This window comes from Streptomyces sp. NPDC059851 (assembly GCF_042732005.1).
Classification (GTDB): domain Bacteria; phylum Actinomycetota; class Actinomycetes; order Streptomycetales; family Streptomycetaceae; genus Streptomyces.
On the sequence record NZ_JBHWJJ010000086.1, the window covers coordinates 19,462 to 35,071 of the forward strand.

Below are 15,610 nucleotides of genomic sequence, written 5' to 3' on the forward strand. Positions count from 1 at the left end.
GCCGCCGGGGCCGCCGTGGCGGTGCTGCCGCTACGGTGCCGTGTGCAGCACCGCGTTGGAAGGGCCCCGGGATGCCGACAGCTCCCGCGACACCGCTTCCGCGTCGCGCAGTACCCGTACCGCATTGGACCAGGTCAGCTTGGCCAGGTCGGCCCAGGACCAGCCGCGGTGGAGGAGTTCGGCGATGAGGTTCGGGTAACCGGCGACGTCGTCCAGCCCGGCCGGGGTGAAGGCGGTGCCGTCGTAGTCGCCGCCGATGCCGATGTGGTCGACGCCGGCGACCTCACGCATGTGGTCGAGGTGGTCGGCGACCGTGGCGGCGGTGGCCACCGGGCGGGGGTGCTCGGACTCGAAGGCCCGGTGCAGGGCCATCGCCCCGGGGGTGGTGTCCAGGTGGTGGAAGCCGTGGGCGCGGAGGTTCTCGTCGGCGGCGAGGGTCCACTCGACCGCCGCCGGCAGGATGAACTTCGGCACGAACGTGGCCATCGCGACCCCGCCGTTGGCGGGCAGCCGCTCCAGGACGTCGTCCGGGACGTTGCGCGGGTGGTCGCAGACGGCCCGCGCCGACGAGTGGGAGAAGATCACCGGTGCGGCGGAGGCCTCGATGGCGTCCCGCATCGTCGTCGCGGCGACGTGCGAGAGGTCGACGAGCATGCCGATGCGGTTCATCTCGCGGACGACCTCGCGGCCGAAGTCCGCCAGCCCGCCGTGGCGGGCCTCGTCGGTCGCCGAGTCGGCCCAGTCGATGGTGTCGTTGTGGGTGAGGGTCATGTACCGCACGCCCAGCAAGTGCAGGGCGCGCAGGGTGGCGAGCGAGTTGTTGATGGAGTGGCCGCCCTCGGCGCCCATCAGGGAGGCGATCCGGCCGTCGGCGCGGGCGGCCTCCATGTCGTCGGCCGTCAGGGCCCGCACGAAGTGGGCGGGGTAACGGTCGATCAGCTGGCCGACGGCGTCGATCTGCTCCAGGGTGGCGCTGACCGCCTGGTCGCCCGTGTAGTCGGAGCGGACGTACACCGACCAGAACTGGGCGCCGACCCCGCCGGCCCGCAGCCGGGGGATGTCGGTGTGGAGGTGGCCCGACTGGTCACCGGCGAGGTCGCGGAGCGCCAGGTCGTAGCGCACCTGCTGGCGCAGCGCCCAGGGCAGGTCGTTGTGGCCGTCGACCACGGGGTGTTCGGCGAGCAGGGCGCGGGCCTGGGCGAGCCGGTCCGCGGCCGCGGCGCTCACTTGCCGAACCCGAAGGACTCCGTGCCGGCGACCTTGGCCCGCAGCCGCTTGCCCTTCTCGGTGGCCTGGTCGTTGAGCTCCTGCTGGAAGTCGCGCATGCGGCCGAGCAGCTCGGGGTCGTGGGCGGCGAGCATCCGTACGGCGAGGAGGCCCGCGTTGCGGGCTCCGGCGACGGAGACGGTGGCGACGGGAACCCCGGCGGGCATCTGGACGATCGACAGCAGGGAGTCCATGCCGTCGAGGTACTTCAGCGGTACGGGGACGCCGATGACGGGCAGCGGTGTGACCGAGGCGAGCATGCCGGGCAGGTGGGCGGCGCCGCCCGCGCCCGCGATGATCGCCTTCAGGCCGCGGTCAGCGGCCTGCTCGCCGTACTCGACCATCTCGCGGGGCATGCGGTGCGCGGAGACGACGTCGACCTCGTAGGGGACCTCGAACTCGTCGAGGGCCTGGGCGGCGGCCTCCATGACGGGCCAGTCGGAGTCGGAGCCCATGACGATGCCGATGACGGGGGTGGTGCCCTCGGTGCTGGGGGTGCTCATTCCGTGATCGTTCCTCTGAGGTAGCCGGCAGCGTGACGTGCGCGCTCCAGCACATCGTCCAGGTCGTCGCCGTAGGTGTTGACGTGGCCGACCTTGCGGCCGTGTTTCACGTCCTTGCCGTACATGTGGATCTTGACCTGCGGGTCGTGGGCCATGCAGTGGAGGTACCCCGCGTACATGTCGGGGTAGTCGCCGCCGAGGACGTTCGCCATGACGGTCCAGCGGGCCCGGGGACGGGGGTCGCCGAGGGGGAGGTCCAGGACCGCGCGGACGTGGTTGGCGAACTGCGACGTGACGGCGCCGTCCTGGGTCCAGTGGCCGCTGTTGTGCGGGCGCATGGCCAGTTCGTTGACGAGGATGCGGCCGTCGGTGGTCTCGAAGAGCTCCACGGCCAGGTGGCCGGTCACGCCCAGTTCCTTGGCGATGCGCAGGGCGAGGGCCTGGGCCTCGCCCGCGAGTTCCTCGGAGAGGTGGGGGGCGGGGGCGATCACGGTGTCGCAGACGCCGTCGACCTGGATGGACTCCACGACGGGGTAGGCGACGGCCTGGCCGTGCGGGGAGCGGACGATGTTGGCCGCGAGCTCGCGGACGTAGTCGACCTTCTCCTCGGCGAGGACGGGGACGCCGGCCTTGAAGGGGGCCTCCGCGTCCTCTTGCGTGCGCACGAACCACACGCCCTTGCCGTCGTAGCCGCCGCGGACCGTCTTGAGGATGACGGGGAAGCCGCCTACCTCCTCGGCGAAGGCCACCACGTCCGCCGGGTCGGCGACGATGCGGTGGCGGGGACTGGGGGCACCGATCTCGTCGAGCTTGGCGCGCATCACCCCCTTGTCCTGCGCGTGCACCAACGCGTCGGGCCCCGGCCGGACGGGGATGCCGTCCGCTTCCAAGGCCCGCAGGTGCTCGGTGGGCACGTGCTCGTGGTCGAAGGTGATCACGTCGCAGCCGCGGGCGAAGGCGCGCAGCGTCTCCAGGTCGCGGTAGTCGCCGATGACGACATCGCCCACGACCTGGGCCGCCGAGTCCTGCGGGGTGTCACTGAGGAGCTTGAACTTGATGCCGAGGGGGATGCCCGCCTCGTGGGTCATGCGGGCGAGCTGACCGCCGCCGACCATGCCGACTACCGGGAACGTCACCCCTCCAGAGTATCGGCCGGTTTTCCACCATCCGGACGCGGGGCCGCCCGGCACTCGTAGCAATCTCCCGTGCGCCGTGCGTCGCAGGGATGTATGAACCCACAGTGTCGGAAGGCACGGACGACCCGATGGGGTGACACTTAGCATGGGTGGGCCGACCGAGAAGCGAGTGACGCCCCCGCACGGGGGCGGCGACGGACAGGACCGACCATTAGATGAGCACGCCGGAGCAGGGATCCGCTCTCGAACGCGTCCGCGGGCTCGCGCGCGAGATCGCCAAGTTCGGGGCGGTCGGGGGCCTGGGCGTCCTGGTCAACCTGGGTGTCTTCAACCTGATCCGGCACACGACGGACCTCCAGGTGGTGCGCGCGAGCGTGATAGCCACCGCCGTGGCGATCCTCACCAACTACATGGGCTTCCGGTACTTCACCTACAGGGACCGCGCCCGTGCGGGGAAATCGCGCGAGCTGCCGCTGTTCATGGCGTTCAGCCTGATCGGCCTGGTGATCGAGAACGGGGTGCTGTACGCGGCGACGTACGGGCTCGGCTGGGACGGCCGGCTCGCCACGAACCTGTTCAAGTTCATCGGCATCGGCACCGCCACCGTGTTCCGGTTCTGGTCGTACCGGACCTGGGTCTTCAAGGCGCTCCCGACACACGCGGGCGCCGGCCCCGACGGCAGCCGTGGCGGCCACGGCCGCCCCGCCGACTCGCCCGAGCCCGCACCGGAGCCCGCGGGCAAGTGACGGCGGGCGCCCCCGCCGTCGTCAGCGGACCGTCTTCTCCGGCTCCTTGCGCTCCGGCTCCGTCCGGCTGAGGAACAGCGCGAACACCGGCGGCTGCGCCTGGAGCAGCTCCAGCCGACCCCCGTCGGCCTCGGCGAGGTCCCGGGCCACCGCCAGGCCGATCCCGGTGGAGTTGCGGCCGCTGATGGCCCGCTCGAAGATCCGGTTGCCGAGGTCGGGCGGGACGCCGGGGCCCTCGTCCGTGACCTCCAGCACCGCCTGGTTGCCGGCGACCCGGGTGCGCAGGGCCACCGTGCCGCCGCCGTGCATCAGGGCGTTCTCCACCAGCGTCGCCAGGACCTGCGAGACCGCGCCGGGCGTGCCGACGGCCCGTACGCCCGTCTTCCCGGAGCGCACGATGGCCCGGCCGGCGCTGCGGTAGGCCGGCCGCCACTCCTCCACCTGCTGCTTGACGACTTCGTCCAGGTCGAAGGGGACCGCCGAGCCGGTCCGCGGGTCGCGCGAGTTCGTCAGCAGCCGCTGCACCACGTCCGTGAGCCGCTCCACCTGCGTGAGTGCGATGGTCGCCTCCTCGCGGACGGTCGCCAGGTCCTCGGTGACCGTGATCTCCTCCAGCCGCATCGACAGTGCGGTGAGGGGGGTGCGCAGCTGGTGGGAGGCGTCCGCGGCGAGGCGCCGCTCGGCGGTGAGCATCCGGGCGATCCGCTCGGCGCTGGCGTCGAGCACGTCCGCGACGCGGTCCAGCTCGGGTACCCCGTAGCGGCGGTGCCGGGGGCGCGGGTCGCCCGACCCCAGCCGTTCGGCGGTCTCGGCGAGGTCGGTGAGGGGGGAGGCCAGCCGGTTGGCCTGGCGTACGGCGAGCAGGACGGCCGCCACGACGGCCAGCAGGGCGACCGCGCCGACCACCGCCAGCGTCCGTACGACCTCCTGGGTGACCGTGGCCCGGGACTCCTCGACGACCACCACCTCGCCCTGCTCGCCCTTGGCGGTGCCCCGGATGACGTCGTCGGTGATCCGGTCGCCGACCTCGACGGCCGGCTGGCCGGGGACGGTGATCCGGGCGTACCGGCCGGCGTCGAGCTGCTCGGCGAGCGCCTCGGAGTCGACGGGCCGGCGCTCCAGGACGTTCGCCTCGACGATGCCCACCAGGCGCAGCGCCTCGGACTCGATGCGGTCCTGCGCGCTGCTGGTGATCGTGCGGGTCTCCACGATGACGAGGGAGACCCCGAACACGGCGATCACGACGAGCACCACGGCGAGGGTGGAGTTGATCAGACGGCGGCGCATGGCTGGGGGTGGCCGCTCAGCTCTTCTCGAAGCGGAAGCCGACGCCGCGGACGGTGGCGATGTAGCGCGGGTTCGCGGCGTCGTCGCCCAGCTTCTTGCGCAGCCAGGAGATGTGCATGTCGAGGGTCTTGGTGGAGGACCACCAGGTGGTGTCCCAGACCTCGCGCATCAGCTGGTCGCGGGTGACGACGCGGCCTGCGTCGCGGACCAGGACCCGCAGCAGGTCGAACTCCTTGGCCGTGAGCTGGAGCTCCTCCTCCCCCATCCAGGCCCGGTGCGACTCGACGTCGATGCGCACGCCGTGGGTGGCCGGGGGCTGGGCCGTCTCGTTCGACCCGCGCCGCAGCAGGGCCCGGACGCGGGCCAGCAGCTCGGCCAGGCGGAAGGGCTTCGTCACGTAGTCGTCGGCTCCGGCGTCGAGGCCGACCACGGTGTCGACCTCGTCCGCGCGGGCGGTGAGGACGAGGATGGGGAAGCTGTGGCCCTCGGCGCGCAGCCGGCGGGCGACCTCCAGGCCGTCCATGCCCGGCAAGCCCAGGTCCAGGACGACGAGGTCGACGCCGCCCTGCAGTCCCGCGTCCAGGGCCGTGGGGCCGTCCTCCCGGACCTCGACCTCGTACCCCTCCCGGCGCAGGGCGCGGGCCAGCGGCTCCGAAATGGATGCGTCGTCCTCGGCGAGCAGTACACGCGTCATGTGGGTGATGGTAGTCCGCGGCGGCGATCCGCAGGGGCGTGCCCGCGCACCCCTTTCCAACTGGCCTTATGCGTGAAGCCTGTCTTCGAAAATGCCGAAACGGTTCCCAATCCTCCTGTGATCCATCTCTCAAGTCCTTTCATATGCTGCACGGTCGTGTCGTATGGTGGCGAGACGCCTGATGCATTACCTCCGGGACCTTTGCGCCGAAATCCGAGCCAAAGGTCTCAATTCTGTCCGGATCGTTCTGAGGGTCTTGACGACTTTCCCGATCGACTCCGGTGACAGTGGATGACCTGTGGGCCGGACCTCCGCGCGCGAAAATGCGCGCGGGGGCGTGGATCCCGGTTGCGGAAGTTCCCTCGCCCCCCGCCCTGCGCGGCGGGTGCGAGACCCCGGGGCGTGGGGGCGGAACGCCCGCCGCCGGTTCCGGCCACCCCCCACCGGGCGCCGACCGGCTCACGAAGCCAGGCGTCCCGAGCAAGCAAGGATCGACATGGCTTCCAGCCTGACGCAGGCCTCGCCGAGCGCAGCTCACGAGAGGACCTTCCTCGGCCACCCCATCGGACTGGCCACGCTGTTCATGACCGAGATGTGGGAGCGCTTCTCCTACTACGGCATGCGCGCGCTTCTCGTCCTGTACTTGGTCTCCGGCGGTGTGGACGCCGCGACCGGCAGCCAGGGCGGCGGCCTCGGCTTCACGGCGGCGACGGCCACGGCGATCTACTCCGTGTACGTGGCCATGGTCTACCTGATGGCCATGCCGGGCGGCTGGTTCGGTGACCGCGTCTGGGGTGCCCGCAAGACGGTCGCCGTCGCCGGCGTCGTGATCATGGCGGGCCACGTGTCGCTCGCCCTGCCCGGCCAGATCGCGTTCTTCGTCGGCCTGCTGCTGGTCGCGGTCGGCTCCGGCCTGCTGAAGGCCAACATCTCCACGATGGTCGGCCACCTCTACAAGGGCGCGGACGACCCGCGCCGTGACAGCGGCTTCACGATCTTCTACATCGGCATCAACGTGGGTGCCTTCGCCGCGCCGCTCGCCATCGGCTACGTCGGCGAGACCGTCAACTGGCACCTGGGCTTCTTCCTCGCCGCCGTCGGCATGGGCGTGGGCCTGGTGGTCTTCCTGCTCGCCGGCCGCACCCTCAACCCGAAGAGCAACGTCGTCCCGAACCCGCTGACCCCGGCCGAGCGCACCGCCGTCATGGTCAAGGCCGCCGCCGTCCTGGCCGCCGTCGCCGTCTTCTACGGCGCCGTGGTCGCGATGGACCTGTTCACCATCAAGTGGGCGCTGTACCCGATCACGATCGCCGGTCTGGTCATCCCGGTCGCCGTCCTCGTGCGCATCAAGCGGGACAAGGACCTGTCCGCCGGCGAGCAGACCCGGATGAACGCCTACATCTGGTTCTTCGTGGCCGCCGCCGTGTTCTGGATGATCTACGACCAGGGTGGTTCGACCCTCTCGCTCTTCGGTGACAAGAACTCCGAGCGCAGCCTGTTCGGCTGGGAAGTCCCGACCGTGGTCTTCCAGTCGCTGAACCCGCTCTTCGTCGTGGCCCTGGCCCCGGTCTTCGCCGCCGCCTGGGTGGCCCTGGCCCGCCGCAACCGCGAGCCCAGCACCATCGTGAAGTTCTCGGTGGCCCTGGTCATCGTCGGCGCCTCGTTCTTCGTCTTCGCCGTGCCGCTGAGCCAGGTCGCCGGCGACGACACCAAGGTCACCATGTGGTGGCTGGTGCTCATCTTCCTCATGCACACCCTCGCCGAGCTGTGCCTGTCGCCGGTCGGCCTGTCGGTCACCACGAAGATGGCGCCGCAGAAGTACTCCTCCCAGATGATGGGCGTGTGGTTCCTGGCCGTCACCGCCGGTGACTGCATCACCGGTCTGCTCGGTCTGGCCGAGGTGAAGCTGGACGGCGTCGGCGTGATCGTCTTCCAGGCGGCCGCCGCCGTGCTCGCCGGTATCGCCATCTACATGTACCGCAAGAAGGTCAATGCGCTGATGGGCGACGTGAACTGACGCGTCCCCGCCCCGCCGGCCGGAACGGCCCGGCACACCGGAAGGTGTGCCGGGCCGTTCGCGTGTCGGCGGGCCGGATCAGCGGGTGGTGCCGCGGAGGCGGCGCCAGGGGGTGAAGGTGAAGACGGCGGCGCCGAGGAGGACCACCGTGCCCGCGGCCAGGGCCAGGGCCCTGAGGCCGCCCCCGTCGCCGGCGCCGGTGTCGGCGAGGCCGCCGGAGGTGCCGGAGCCCCCGGCGGCGGCACCGCCGGTGGTGGGGGAGCCCGAGCCGCCGGGCTGGGCAGTGGTGTCCAGTTCCAGGGAGACCCCGCTGCTGACCGCCTTGCACGGCACGTTGATCGGCGTGGAGCCGGGGGTCATCGTGACGTCGATGGTCAGCTGGTCCGGGCTCAGCGTCACCTTGCCGGACTTGCCCGGCTTGTAGGTTCCGGTCATGTCGCTCAGGCTGACCGGGGCCTTGTCCGGGATCGGCTCCGCGTTGGCCGGGCCGGTGACCTTGACCGTGCCGCTGTCGGCGCCGCCGAGCTTGATGTTCATGGACGGCTTGAGGGCGCCGGCCGGGAGGGCCATGGGGCTGGCCATGGCCCCCTTCGCGGTCTTGACGGTGAGGTCGAAGCCGCCACCGTTCTTCTTGGCGTTGATGGTGACCGGGGTCTTGATCCCCCCGGGGACGACGGCGCCGCAGTCGAAGGCGACCTCGACGGGTTTGCCCGGGAAGTCGGTCTGGCCTCCGCCGCCGCCGGTACCGCCACCGGTCGAACCGCCGGTGGTCGTGGTGCCACCGCTCGTGGTGCCGCCGCTGCTCGTGGTGCCATCGCCGTCGGTGACCTTGATGGTGGCGGCGACGCCGACCGCTGCCTTCGGCGAGCAGTGCGTGACGAAGCCGCTGAAGTCGACGTCGTACTTGCCGGGGGTGATCGTCACGTCCCCCGCCTTGGTCAGCTTGACCTTCCCCTTCATGTCGGACATGACCATGGGCGCGTTCTTCGGGATGGGCGGGTTCTTCCGCTCGCCCTCCAGCTTCACCTCCGTACCGAGCGCACCGCCGAGCTTCACCCAGCCGGTCGGCTTGACGGTGTCCTTGCCCAGGTCCATCAAGTCGGTGTTGTTCGAGGCGGGCTTGACGGTCTTCCACACCACCTCGATCTCGTCGCCGACCTTCGCCGTGGCCGGCGCGGTGATCGACACCGTGGTCGTGCCCCGGACCGGGCCGCCGCCGCCCGCCGGCGGGATGCACTCCACCTCGTACGAGACCTCGGCCGCCTGGGCGGGGCCGGCCGCCAGCAGGATGCCCGCGCCGCCGAACAGCAGCGCGACCGCGGCCGCACTCACCCTCCGTTGGGTCTTCACGCGTGTCCCTTCGTCGTCGGACTGTTCTCAGACGGTGCGGACGCCTGTGGTGCGGTGAACCACGGCAGGACCGCCGCGGTGGTCGTGGGGGTCGTGGGGGTCGTGGTGGTCGTCCCGGCGGGGGCGGCAGGGGCCGTCCCGACCGGTCTCGGGTGCGGCCGGAACCGTTCCACGAGGGCCATTCCCGCGCGGAACAGCCCGGCCGGCACCACGATCAGGAGCAGGGCCCAGAACAGCAGCACCCCGTACGGCCGGGACACCCGCCACGGCTGCGTGGCCACGACGGTGTCGCCGTACTTGAGGGAGACCGTGTAGTCGCCGTGGGCGCCTGCGGCCAGGGTGACGGCGAGCCGGACCTCGGCCTTGCCGCCCGGCGGGATGGTGCCCTTCCACCGGACCTCCTCCCACAGTGGAGCGAACACGCCGTGCGCGGTGCCCAGCTGGAAGACGGGGTCCTTGACGGGGGCGGGCCCGAGGTTTCCGACGGTGACGGTGAACGTGCGGTCGGGCGGGGCGCCGAACCAGGTCAGGACGCCGTCCTCGCCGGCCAGCCGGACCCCGCTCAGCATGGCCAGGCGCGGGGTGCCCGGCTCCGCTGGCAGCTCGGCCACCGGGTGGTCGGTGATCTTCAAGGGGGCGGCGACGGTGGCCCGGTCCGCGCTCACCGAGGTGACGTTCACGATGCAGGGGCAGGGTTTGGGTGGTGCGACCACGGTCAGCCGGGCCGTGAAGCGGCCGTCGTCGCCGGTCGGGACCGCGGTCCCGTCGGCGTTGGCGCAGCTGTTCGTGCCGCCGATCATGTTCTGACCGCAGAGCAGCACCATCACGAGGGTCTTGGCGCGCCAGCCCGTGCCGGTGACGGTGATCCCGGCGCCCTTCGCCGCCTCCTGGAGCGAGAGCGCGACGGCGGGCTCGCCCTCGGCGGCCGCCGCCGGTACCGCCGAGGCCCGGGGGGCCGGTGCGAGGAGGCACAGCAGCAGTGCTGCTGCCGCCGCGGGCCGTGCCGCCCTCAGCTTGCCGATCACGTGGTCGCTCCCCTCGTCAGCTCGTGGTCCGGTGTCGGGCCCGCCCCCCGTACGGGTTCGCCGGCCACGCCCGGACCGTCGCGACGGGTCCGCCGCCCGCGTACGCGGGGCAGCACGGTCAGGGTCACCGCGCCGAGGGCGAGCAGTACGCCGCCCGTCCCTGCGGCGGCCCACCGCGGCGCGAGCCGGACGGACGCGCGGGCGCTCGCCGGGGCGGCCCCCGGGGCGGTGACGTCCAGCGTGAGGTCGACGGCGTCGAGGAGGGGCGCGCCGGGCCACGGCTCGGACAGCCGGAGCCGTTGGCCGGGCAGCAGCTCGACGGGCAGGGCCCGGTGCGGGCGCCCGGGGAGCGTGCCGAAGAGCCCCTCGGCCCGCAGGGACAGGCCGGGGGCGAGGGTCACGTTGCCGCGGTTGACCAGGGTGTAGCCCACCTCGGCCCCGGCCCCCCGGCCGCGTACGGAGACGTCCTCGACGGTCAGCGCGGCCAGGGTCGGGCCGCCGACGCGCAGGTGGATCCGTACGGCGGCGTCGCGGCCGCCCTCCGCGGCGACCACGGCGGCCGGGTGGTCCCCGGGCTGGGCGGAGGGCGGCAGGGTGACCGTGAAGGGGACGACCGCGCGGGTGCGGGCCGGGATCTTCACGGTGGCGGCCGTGCCGAAGCTGATCCAGGAGCCGGCGCCGGTGGTGGCGCCGGCGGGGCGAACGGCGAAGCCGCCGTCGGGCGCCTGGTGGGCGTCGGCCCCGCGCAGGGTGAGGGTGCGCTCCCGGTCGGAGGGGTTGGCCAGGGTGAGGCGGTCGTCCAGGACGGCACCGGGCGCGCCCGCGAGGTAGAAGGCCGGGCGGGCGCTGCCGGCGGCGCCCGCGGCAGGGGCGGCGGTCCAGTCGGGTTCGTCGGCGGCGGCCGCCGGGGCCGCCGGGCCCGTGTACAGCACCGCGACCGCGAGGGTCAGCGGGGCGATCAGTCCGCGGCGGCGGGTGGGGAGCACGGGCATGGCCGGGGTGCTCCGTTCAGGTGCGGGCCTGGCGGCTGCGCCGGGTCAGCCAGAGCAGGCCGGCGGCGCCGGACAGCAGCACGGTGCCGCCGAGGGTGCCGAGCGCGGTGACGGAGTCGGCGGGGCCGGTCTGCGGGAGGGAGTCGACCCCGGCACCCCCAGCGGCCCCGGCGCCCGCCGACCCGGACCCGGACCCGGATCCCGTCCCGGACCCGGCGGCGGCCGTCACGTCCAGCTCCAGGGAGGACTTCGGGCTGTTGCCGGGGGTGCAGGTGGTGGTGGTCCCCATGGCCTTGATGGTGAGCACGCCCGCGGTGAAGGTGACCTTGCCGGTCTTCTTCGGGGTGTAGGTGCCCGAGAGGTCGGTGATCTTGATGGGGGTGTCGGGCGGGATCGCCTCGGCGTTGGCCTGGCCCGAGACCGGTACGGAACCCTGGTCCGCGCCGCCGAGCACGATGACGGCGCTCGGGTTCATCGCCCCTTTGCCGAGCTCGATGGGGCTGGACGAGACGCCCTTCTGGAAGGACATCGTCAGCTTGTAACCGTCGCCCTGCTTGACGGCCTTGATGTCGATGGGCGACACCGCGGACTTGTCCCCGATGGGGGTCTTGCAGTCGTAGGCGACGTCGACGACATCGGCGTGCGCCGCGGGGGCTGCGGTCAGCAGGCCCGCCGATCCGGCCAACGCGGCGGCCAGCGCGAGCGCGGTGGAGCGTTTCCGGTTGGGCACCTTCGTCTTCCCCTCGGGCCGCAAGTTACTGACGAAACATCAGATCGGGGCCACAAGGTACGCCCGGGACCCTGCAAGGGGAAGACGAAGGACGCGTCGATCGGGCGGGAGGGATCAGGCGGCGCGGACCCCCCGCTGCCAGACCGCCGACACCAGCGGAACGCCGGGCCGGTAAGCCAGGTGCACGTGGCTCGGGGCGTCCAGCAGGGCCAGGTCGGCACGGGCGCCGGGGGTGAGCGCGCCGATGTCGGTGCGGCGCAGCGCACGGGCGCCGCCCGCGGTCGCCGCCCAGACGGCTTCGTCGGGCGTCATGCCCATGTCCCGGACGGCGAGCGCGATGCAGAACGGCATGGAGCTCGTGTACGAGGACCCCGGATTGCAGTCGGTGGACAGCGCGACCGTCGCCCCCGCGTCCAGCAGCCGGCGGGCGTCGGGCCACTGGGCGCGGGTGGAGAACTCGGCGCCGGGCAGCAGGGTGGCGACGGTGGTGTCCGCGGCCTGGGCGAGGGCGTCGACGTCGGCGTCGGTGAGGTGGGTGCAGTGGTCGGCGGAGGCCGCGCCCAGCTCGACGGCGAGCTGCACGCCGGGGCCGTACGTGAGCTGGTTGGCGTGGACGCGCGGGATCAGGCCGGCGGCGGCGCCGGCGGTCAGGACCGCCCGGGCCTGGTCGCCGTCGAAGGCGCCCTTCTCGCAGAACACGTCGACCCAGCGGGCGTACGGGGCGCAGGCCGCCAGCATCTCGCCGGTGACGAGGGCGACGTACGCGGCCGGGTCCTCGGCGTAGTCCGGGGAGACGATGTGCGCGCCGAGGTACGTGACCTCCTCGGTGTGCGCTGAGGCGATCCGCAGGGCGCGGGCCTCGTCGGCGACGGTGAGGCCGTAGCCGGACTTGGTCTCGAAGGTGGTGGTGCCCTGGCGGCGGGCCTCGTCGAGGTGGCGGACCAGGTTGGCCTCCAGCTCGGCGTCGGAGGCGGCGCGGGTGGCGGCGACGGTGGTGCGGATGCCGCCGGCGGAGTAGCTGCGGCCGGACATGCGGGCGTTGAACTCGGCCGTGCGGTCGCCGGCGAAGACGAGGTGGGAGTGGGAGTCGACGAAGCCGGGGATGACGGCTCGGCCCTGCGCGTCGAAGGCGGCGTCGGCGGCGGGGGCGTCGGCTGCCGCGCCGACCCAGGCGATCGTGTCCTCGTCGATGACGACGGCCGCGTTCTCGATCAGGCCGAGGGGGGTGCCGTCGCCCCGGCCGGGGTCGTTCGTGACCAGGCTGCCGATGTTCGTGATGAGGGTGGTGGTCATGGTTCCTCTCGGAGGTTCGCTTCCCCCGCCCCGGAAAGAAAGGCGTCAGCCGCGGACGGCCGCGATGGATTCGGCGAGGGCGGACGGGACGTCGGGGAGCAGGGTGTGGGCGCCGTCCCGGACGATGTGGCGGCCGGCCACCACCGTGTGGCGGACGTCCGCGGCCGAGGCCGCGAAGACCGCCGTCTCGGCACCGAGCCTGGGCACCGGCCCCGCCGTACGCACCGTGTCCAGGGCGATCGTGGTGAAGTCCGCGAGCGCACCGGGCTCCAGCCGCCCCGCATCCGGGAGGCCGAGCGAGGCGTGGCCATCGGCGGTGGCGGCGGTCAGCAGCGCGTTCGCCGTCCAGTGGCCCCGCGTCCGGCTGCGCAGCCGCTCGTTCAGCTCCATGGCGCGCGCCTCCTCCAGCAGGTCGATGACGGCGTGGCTGTCGCTGCCCAATGACAGCGGGCTGCCCGCCTGCTGGAGCCGGCCGGCCGGGCCGGTGCCGTCGGCGAGGTCGCGTTCGGTGGTGGGGCACATGCAGGTGCCGGTGGCGGTACCTCCGAGGAGGGCGATGTCCTCGTCGGTGAGGTGCGTGTTGTGGACGCCGGTGGTGCGCGGGCCGAGGACCCCGTGGTCGGCGAGCAGCTGAGTGGGGGTGCAGCCGTGGGCGGCCCGGCAGGCGTCGTTCTCGGCGGTCTGCTCGGACAGGTGGACGTGCAGCGGGGCCTGCCGCTCCTCCGCCCAGCGGGCGACGGTGGCGAGCTGTTCGGCGGGGACGGCCCGCACGGAGTGGACGGCCGCGCCGATCAGCGCGTGCCCGCGCGGCTTGAGGGCGCAGACGCGTTCGGCCCAGGCCTCGGCGGTGCCGTCGGAGAACCGCCGCTGGTGCTCGTTGGGGGCCTCGCCGAAGCCGGAGGAGAGGTAGGCGGTGTCGAGGAGGGTGATGCGGATGCCGGCGGCTGCGGCGGCCTCGATCAGGGCCTCGCCCATGGCGTTCGGGTCGGCGTACGGGGTGCCGCCGGGCGCGTGGTGGACGTAGTGGAACTCGCCGACGTTGGTGATGCCGGCCAGGGCCATTTCGGCGTAGACCGCGCGGGCGAGGTCGAAGTAGCTGTCGGGGGTGAGGTTCTGGGCGACCTGGTACATCACGTCGCGCCAGGTCCAGAAGGTTCCGGAACCCACCTGGACGACCGAGCGCAGGGCCCGGTGGAAGGCATGGCTGTGGGCGTTGGCCAGGCCCGGGACGGTCAGGCCGCGCAGGACCTCGGCACCGGGGGGCGGCGTGTCGGTCCCGGTCCGCAGGGCGGCGATCCGCCCGTCGTCGGACACGTCCAGGGCGACGCCCGGCTCGACCGTGTCGCCGAGCCAGGCGTGCTCAAGCCAGTACGTCTTCACCACGTGCTCGTTCAACGACACGCCAGGCCTTCCAGTACGTCGGCGAGGGCGAGGACGCCGGCCACGCAGTCGTCCTCGGGGGCGAACTCCCGCGGGGAGTGGGAGACGCCCGTGGGGTTGCGCACGAACAGCATGGCGGTCGGGACGGCCGCGGAGAGGATTCCCGCGTCGTGTCCCGCGCCGGTGCCGAGGACGGGGACGGACCCGCCGAGGATGCGGTTGATCTCGTCACGCAGGGCGTGCTCGAACTCCACGACCGGCGTGAAGGACTCCCGGACGACGGCGAGGTCGATGCCGTCCTTCTCGGCGTGGTCGCGGGCGGCCTTCTCGATGGCGGTGACCACCGTGTCGAGGGTGGCCTGGTCCGCGGCCCGGGAGTCGAGCCAGCCCCGCACCAGGGAGGGGATGGCGTTGACGCCGTTGGGCTCGACGGAGATCTTGCCGAAGGTGGCGACGGCCCCGGCGAGCGCGGCTTCCGTACGGGCGGCGAGCACGGTCTCGGCGTAGGTGAGCATCGGGTCGCGCCGGTCGACCAGGCGGGTGGTGCCGGCGTGGTTGGCCTCGCCGCGGAAGTCGAACCGCCAGCGGCCGTGCGGCCAGATGGCGGAGGCGATGCCGACGGAGTCGCCGGACAGGTCCAGGGCGCGGCCCTGTTCGACGTGCAGCTCGACGAAGGCGCCGATGCGGGCGAGGCGTTCGGGATCCGGACCGATCGCGTCGGGGTCGTAGCCGGCGGCCTCCATGGCCCGGGGCAGGCTGATCCCGTCGCCGTCGCGCAGCTCGAAGGCCTTCTCCTTGGTCAGCTGCCCGGAGGTGAGCCGGGAGCCGACGCAGGCGAGCCCGAAGCGGGCGCCCTCCTCGTCGCCGAAGTTGACGATGGCGAGGGGGCGCCTGAACTGGACCCCGCGGGCGCGGAGCTCGTCGAGCGCGGCGAAGGCGGACACGACGCCCAGCGGGCCGTCGAAGGCACCACCGTCGGGGACGGAGTCCAGGTGGGAACCGGTGACGACGGCGTCACCGGCGGTCGGGTCACCGAGCCAGGCCCACTGGTTGCCGTTGCGGTCGGTCTCGACGTCGAGGCGGCGGGCCTCCGCCTGCATCCGGAACCAGAGCCGGCAGTCGGCGTCGGCGCCCGTCCAGGCGTAGCGGCGGTAGCCGCCGGAGGCGTCGCTGCGGCCGATGGGACGCAGC

Annotated in this window: 14 protein-coding genes; 2 read left to right on the top strand and 12 right to left on the bottom strand. The window is 72.8% G+C overall.

From position 1 onward, the window contains the following. Positions 1-30 precede the first annotated feature (30 nt). Genes ACFV7Q_RS25600 through ACFV7Q_RS25610 form a run of 3 tightly spaced genes read right to left on the bottom strand, consistent with a single transcriptional unit; the run spans position 31 to position 2,884 of the window. Positions 31-1,227: a dipeptidase gene (locus tag ACFV7Q_RS25600; RefSeq protein WP_385431649.1), complete on the bottom strand. Its 1,197-nt coding sequence runs from the start codon at positions 1,225-1,227 to the stop codon at positions 31-33. Next, complete coding sequence (gene purE / locus ACFV7Q_RS25605; RefSeq protein ID WP_385431650.1) at positions 1,224-1,769, bottom strand: 5-(carboxyamino)imidazole ribonucleotide mutase; 546 nt, start codon at positions 1,767-1,769, stop codon at positions 1,224-1,226. Before purE ends, ACFV7Q_RS25600 begins: the two co-directional genes overlap by 4 nt. After that, on the bottom strand, positions 1,766-2,884 hold the full coding sequence (locus ACFV7Q_RS25610; protein ID WP_385431671.1) for a 5-(carboxyamino)imidazole ribonucleotide synthase: 1,119 nt from the start codon (positions 2,882-2,884) through the stop codon (positions 1,766-1,768). The genes purE and ACFV7Q_RS25610 overlap by 4 nt, the downstream gene beginning before the upstream one ends. 236 nt (positions 2,885-3,120) lie before the next feature. Here ACFV7Q_RS25610 and ACFV7Q_RS25615 point away from each other — a divergent pair, with 236 nt between their 5' ends. Beyond that, positions 3,121-3,651, top strand: a complete 531-nt coding sequence (locus ACFV7Q_RS25615; RefSeq protein ID WP_385431651.1) for a GtrA family protein — start codon at positions 3,121-3,123, stop codon at positions 3,649-3,651. Positions 3,652-3,672: 21 nt separating this feature from the next. On the opposite strand, the gene ACFV7Q_RS25620 is transcribed toward ACFV7Q_RS25615, so the two are convergent. Next, a complete protein-coding gene (locus tag ACFV7Q_RS25620) occupies positions 3,673-4,938 on the bottom strand; it encodes an ATP-binding protein (protein WP_385431653.1) in 1,266 nt (421 codons plus the stop codon). 16 nt (positions 4,939-4,954) lie between these two features. Further along, positions 4,955-5,632 carry a response regulator transcription factor gene (locus ACFV7Q_RS25625; protein WP_385431655.1) on the bottom strand — a complete coding sequence of 226 codons (678 nt, stop codon included), beginning with the start codon at positions 5,630-5,632 and terminating at the stop codon, positions 4,955-4,957. A 496-nt stretch (positions 5,633-6,128) separates the two neighbouring features. Between ACFV7Q_RS25625 and ACFV7Q_RS25630 the strand changes: the two genes are divergently transcribed. Beyond that, positions 6,129-7,649 (top strand): peptide MFS transporter, encoded by a 1,521-nt coding sequence (locus ACFV7Q_RS25630; RefSeq protein WP_385431656.1) that lies wholly within the window; start codon positions 6,129-6,131, stop codon positions 7,647-7,649. A gap of 78 nt (positions 7,650-7,727) precedes the next feature. Here ACFV7Q_RS25630 and ACFV7Q_RS25635 read toward each other — a convergent pair whose 3' ends face one another. The 7 genes from ACFV7Q_RS25635 to ACFV7Q_RS25665 form a co-directional block, all read right to left on the bottom strand. After that, positions 7,728-8,999 carry a hypothetical protein gene (locus ACFV7Q_RS25635; protein ID WP_385431658.1) on the bottom strand — a complete coding sequence of 424 codons (1,272 nt, stop codon included), beginning with the start codon at positions 8,997-8,999 and terminating at the stop codon, positions 7,728-7,730. Then, a complete protein-coding gene (locus ACFV7Q_RS25640; RefSeq protein ID WP_385431660.1) occupies positions 8,996-10,024 on the bottom strand; it encodes a hypothetical protein in 1,029 nt (342 codons plus the stop codon). The genes ACFV7Q_RS25635 and ACFV7Q_RS25640 overlap by 4 nt, the downstream gene beginning before the upstream one ends. Continuing rightward, complete coding sequence (locus ACFV7Q_RS25645; RefSeq protein WP_385431662.1) at positions 10,021-11,016, bottom strand: hypothetical protein; 996 nt, start codon at positions 11,014-11,016, stop codon at positions 10,021-10,023. Before ACFV7Q_RS25645 ends, ACFV7Q_RS25640 begins: the two co-directional genes overlap by 4 nt. A gap of 16 nt (positions 11,017-11,032) precedes the next feature. Next, positions 11,033-11,746, bottom strand: coding sequence for an LPXTG cell wall anchor domain-containing protein (locus tag ACFV7Q_RS25650; protein WP_385431664.1), 714 nt, complete (start codon positions 11,744-11,746; stop codon positions 11,033-11,035). A 114-nt stretch (positions 11,747-11,860) separates the two neighbouring features. Further along, positions 11,861-13,039 (bottom strand): imidazolonepropionase, encoded by a 1,179-nt coding sequence (gene hutI, locus ACFV7Q_RS25655; protein WP_385431665.1) that lies wholly within the window; start codon positions 13,037-13,039, stop codon positions 11,861-11,863. Positions 13,040-13,084: 45 nt separating this feature from the next. Beyond that, positions 13,085-14,440 carry a formimidoylglutamate deiminase gene (locus ACFV7Q_RS25660; protein WP_385431666.1) on the bottom strand — a complete coding sequence of 452 codons (1,356 nt, stop codon included), beginning with the start codon at positions 14,438-14,440 and terminating at the stop codon, positions 13,085-13,087. Next, complete coding sequence (locus ACFV7Q_RS25665; protein WP_385431668.1) at positions 14,431-15,609, bottom strand: allantoate amidohydrolase; 1,179 nt, start codon at positions 15,607-15,609, stop codon at positions 14,431-14,433. The genes ACFV7Q_RS25660 and ACFV7Q_RS25665 overlap by 10 nt, the downstream gene beginning before the upstream one ends. Position 15,610 lies beyond the last annotated feature (1 nt).

What these genes read in the sequence shown, in the direction of transcription:
- ACFV7Q_RS25645 (WP_385431662.1), bottom strand. Translation starts at nt 11,016, where the DNA reads ATGCCCGTGCTCCCCACCCGCCGCCGCGGACTGATCGCCCCGCTGACC.
- ACFV7Q_RS25625 (WP_385431655.1), bottom strand. Translation starts at nt 5,632, where the DNA reads ATGACGCGTGTACTGCTCGCCGAGGACGACGCATCCATTTCGGAGCCG.
- hutI (WP_385431665.1), bottom strand. Translation starts at nt 13,039, where the DNA reads ATGACCACCACCCTCATCACGAACATCGGCAGCCTGGTCACGAACGAC.
- ACFV7Q_RS25615 (WP_385431651.1), top strand. Translation starts at nt 3,121, where the DNA reads ATGAGCACGCCGGAGCAGGGATCCGCTCTCGAACGCGTCCGCGGGCTC.
- ACFV7Q_RS25610 (WP_385431671.1), bottom strand. Translation starts at nt 2,884, where the DNA reads ATGGTCGGCGGCGGTCAGCTCGCCCGCATGACCCACGAGGCGGGCATC.
- ACFV7Q_RS25630 (WP_385431656.1), top strand. Translation starts at nt 6,129, where the DNA reads ATGGCTTCCAGCCTGACGCAGGCCTCGCCGAGCGCAGCTCACGAGAGG.
- purE (WP_385431650.1), bottom strand. Translation starts at nt 1,769, where the DNA reads ATGAGCACCCCCAGCACCGAGGGCACCACCCCCGTCATCGGCATCGTC.
- ACFV7Q_RS25620 (WP_385431653.1), bottom strand. Translation starts at nt 4,938, where the DNA reads ATGCGCCGCCGTCTGATCAACTCCACCCTCGCCGTGGTGCTCGTCGTG.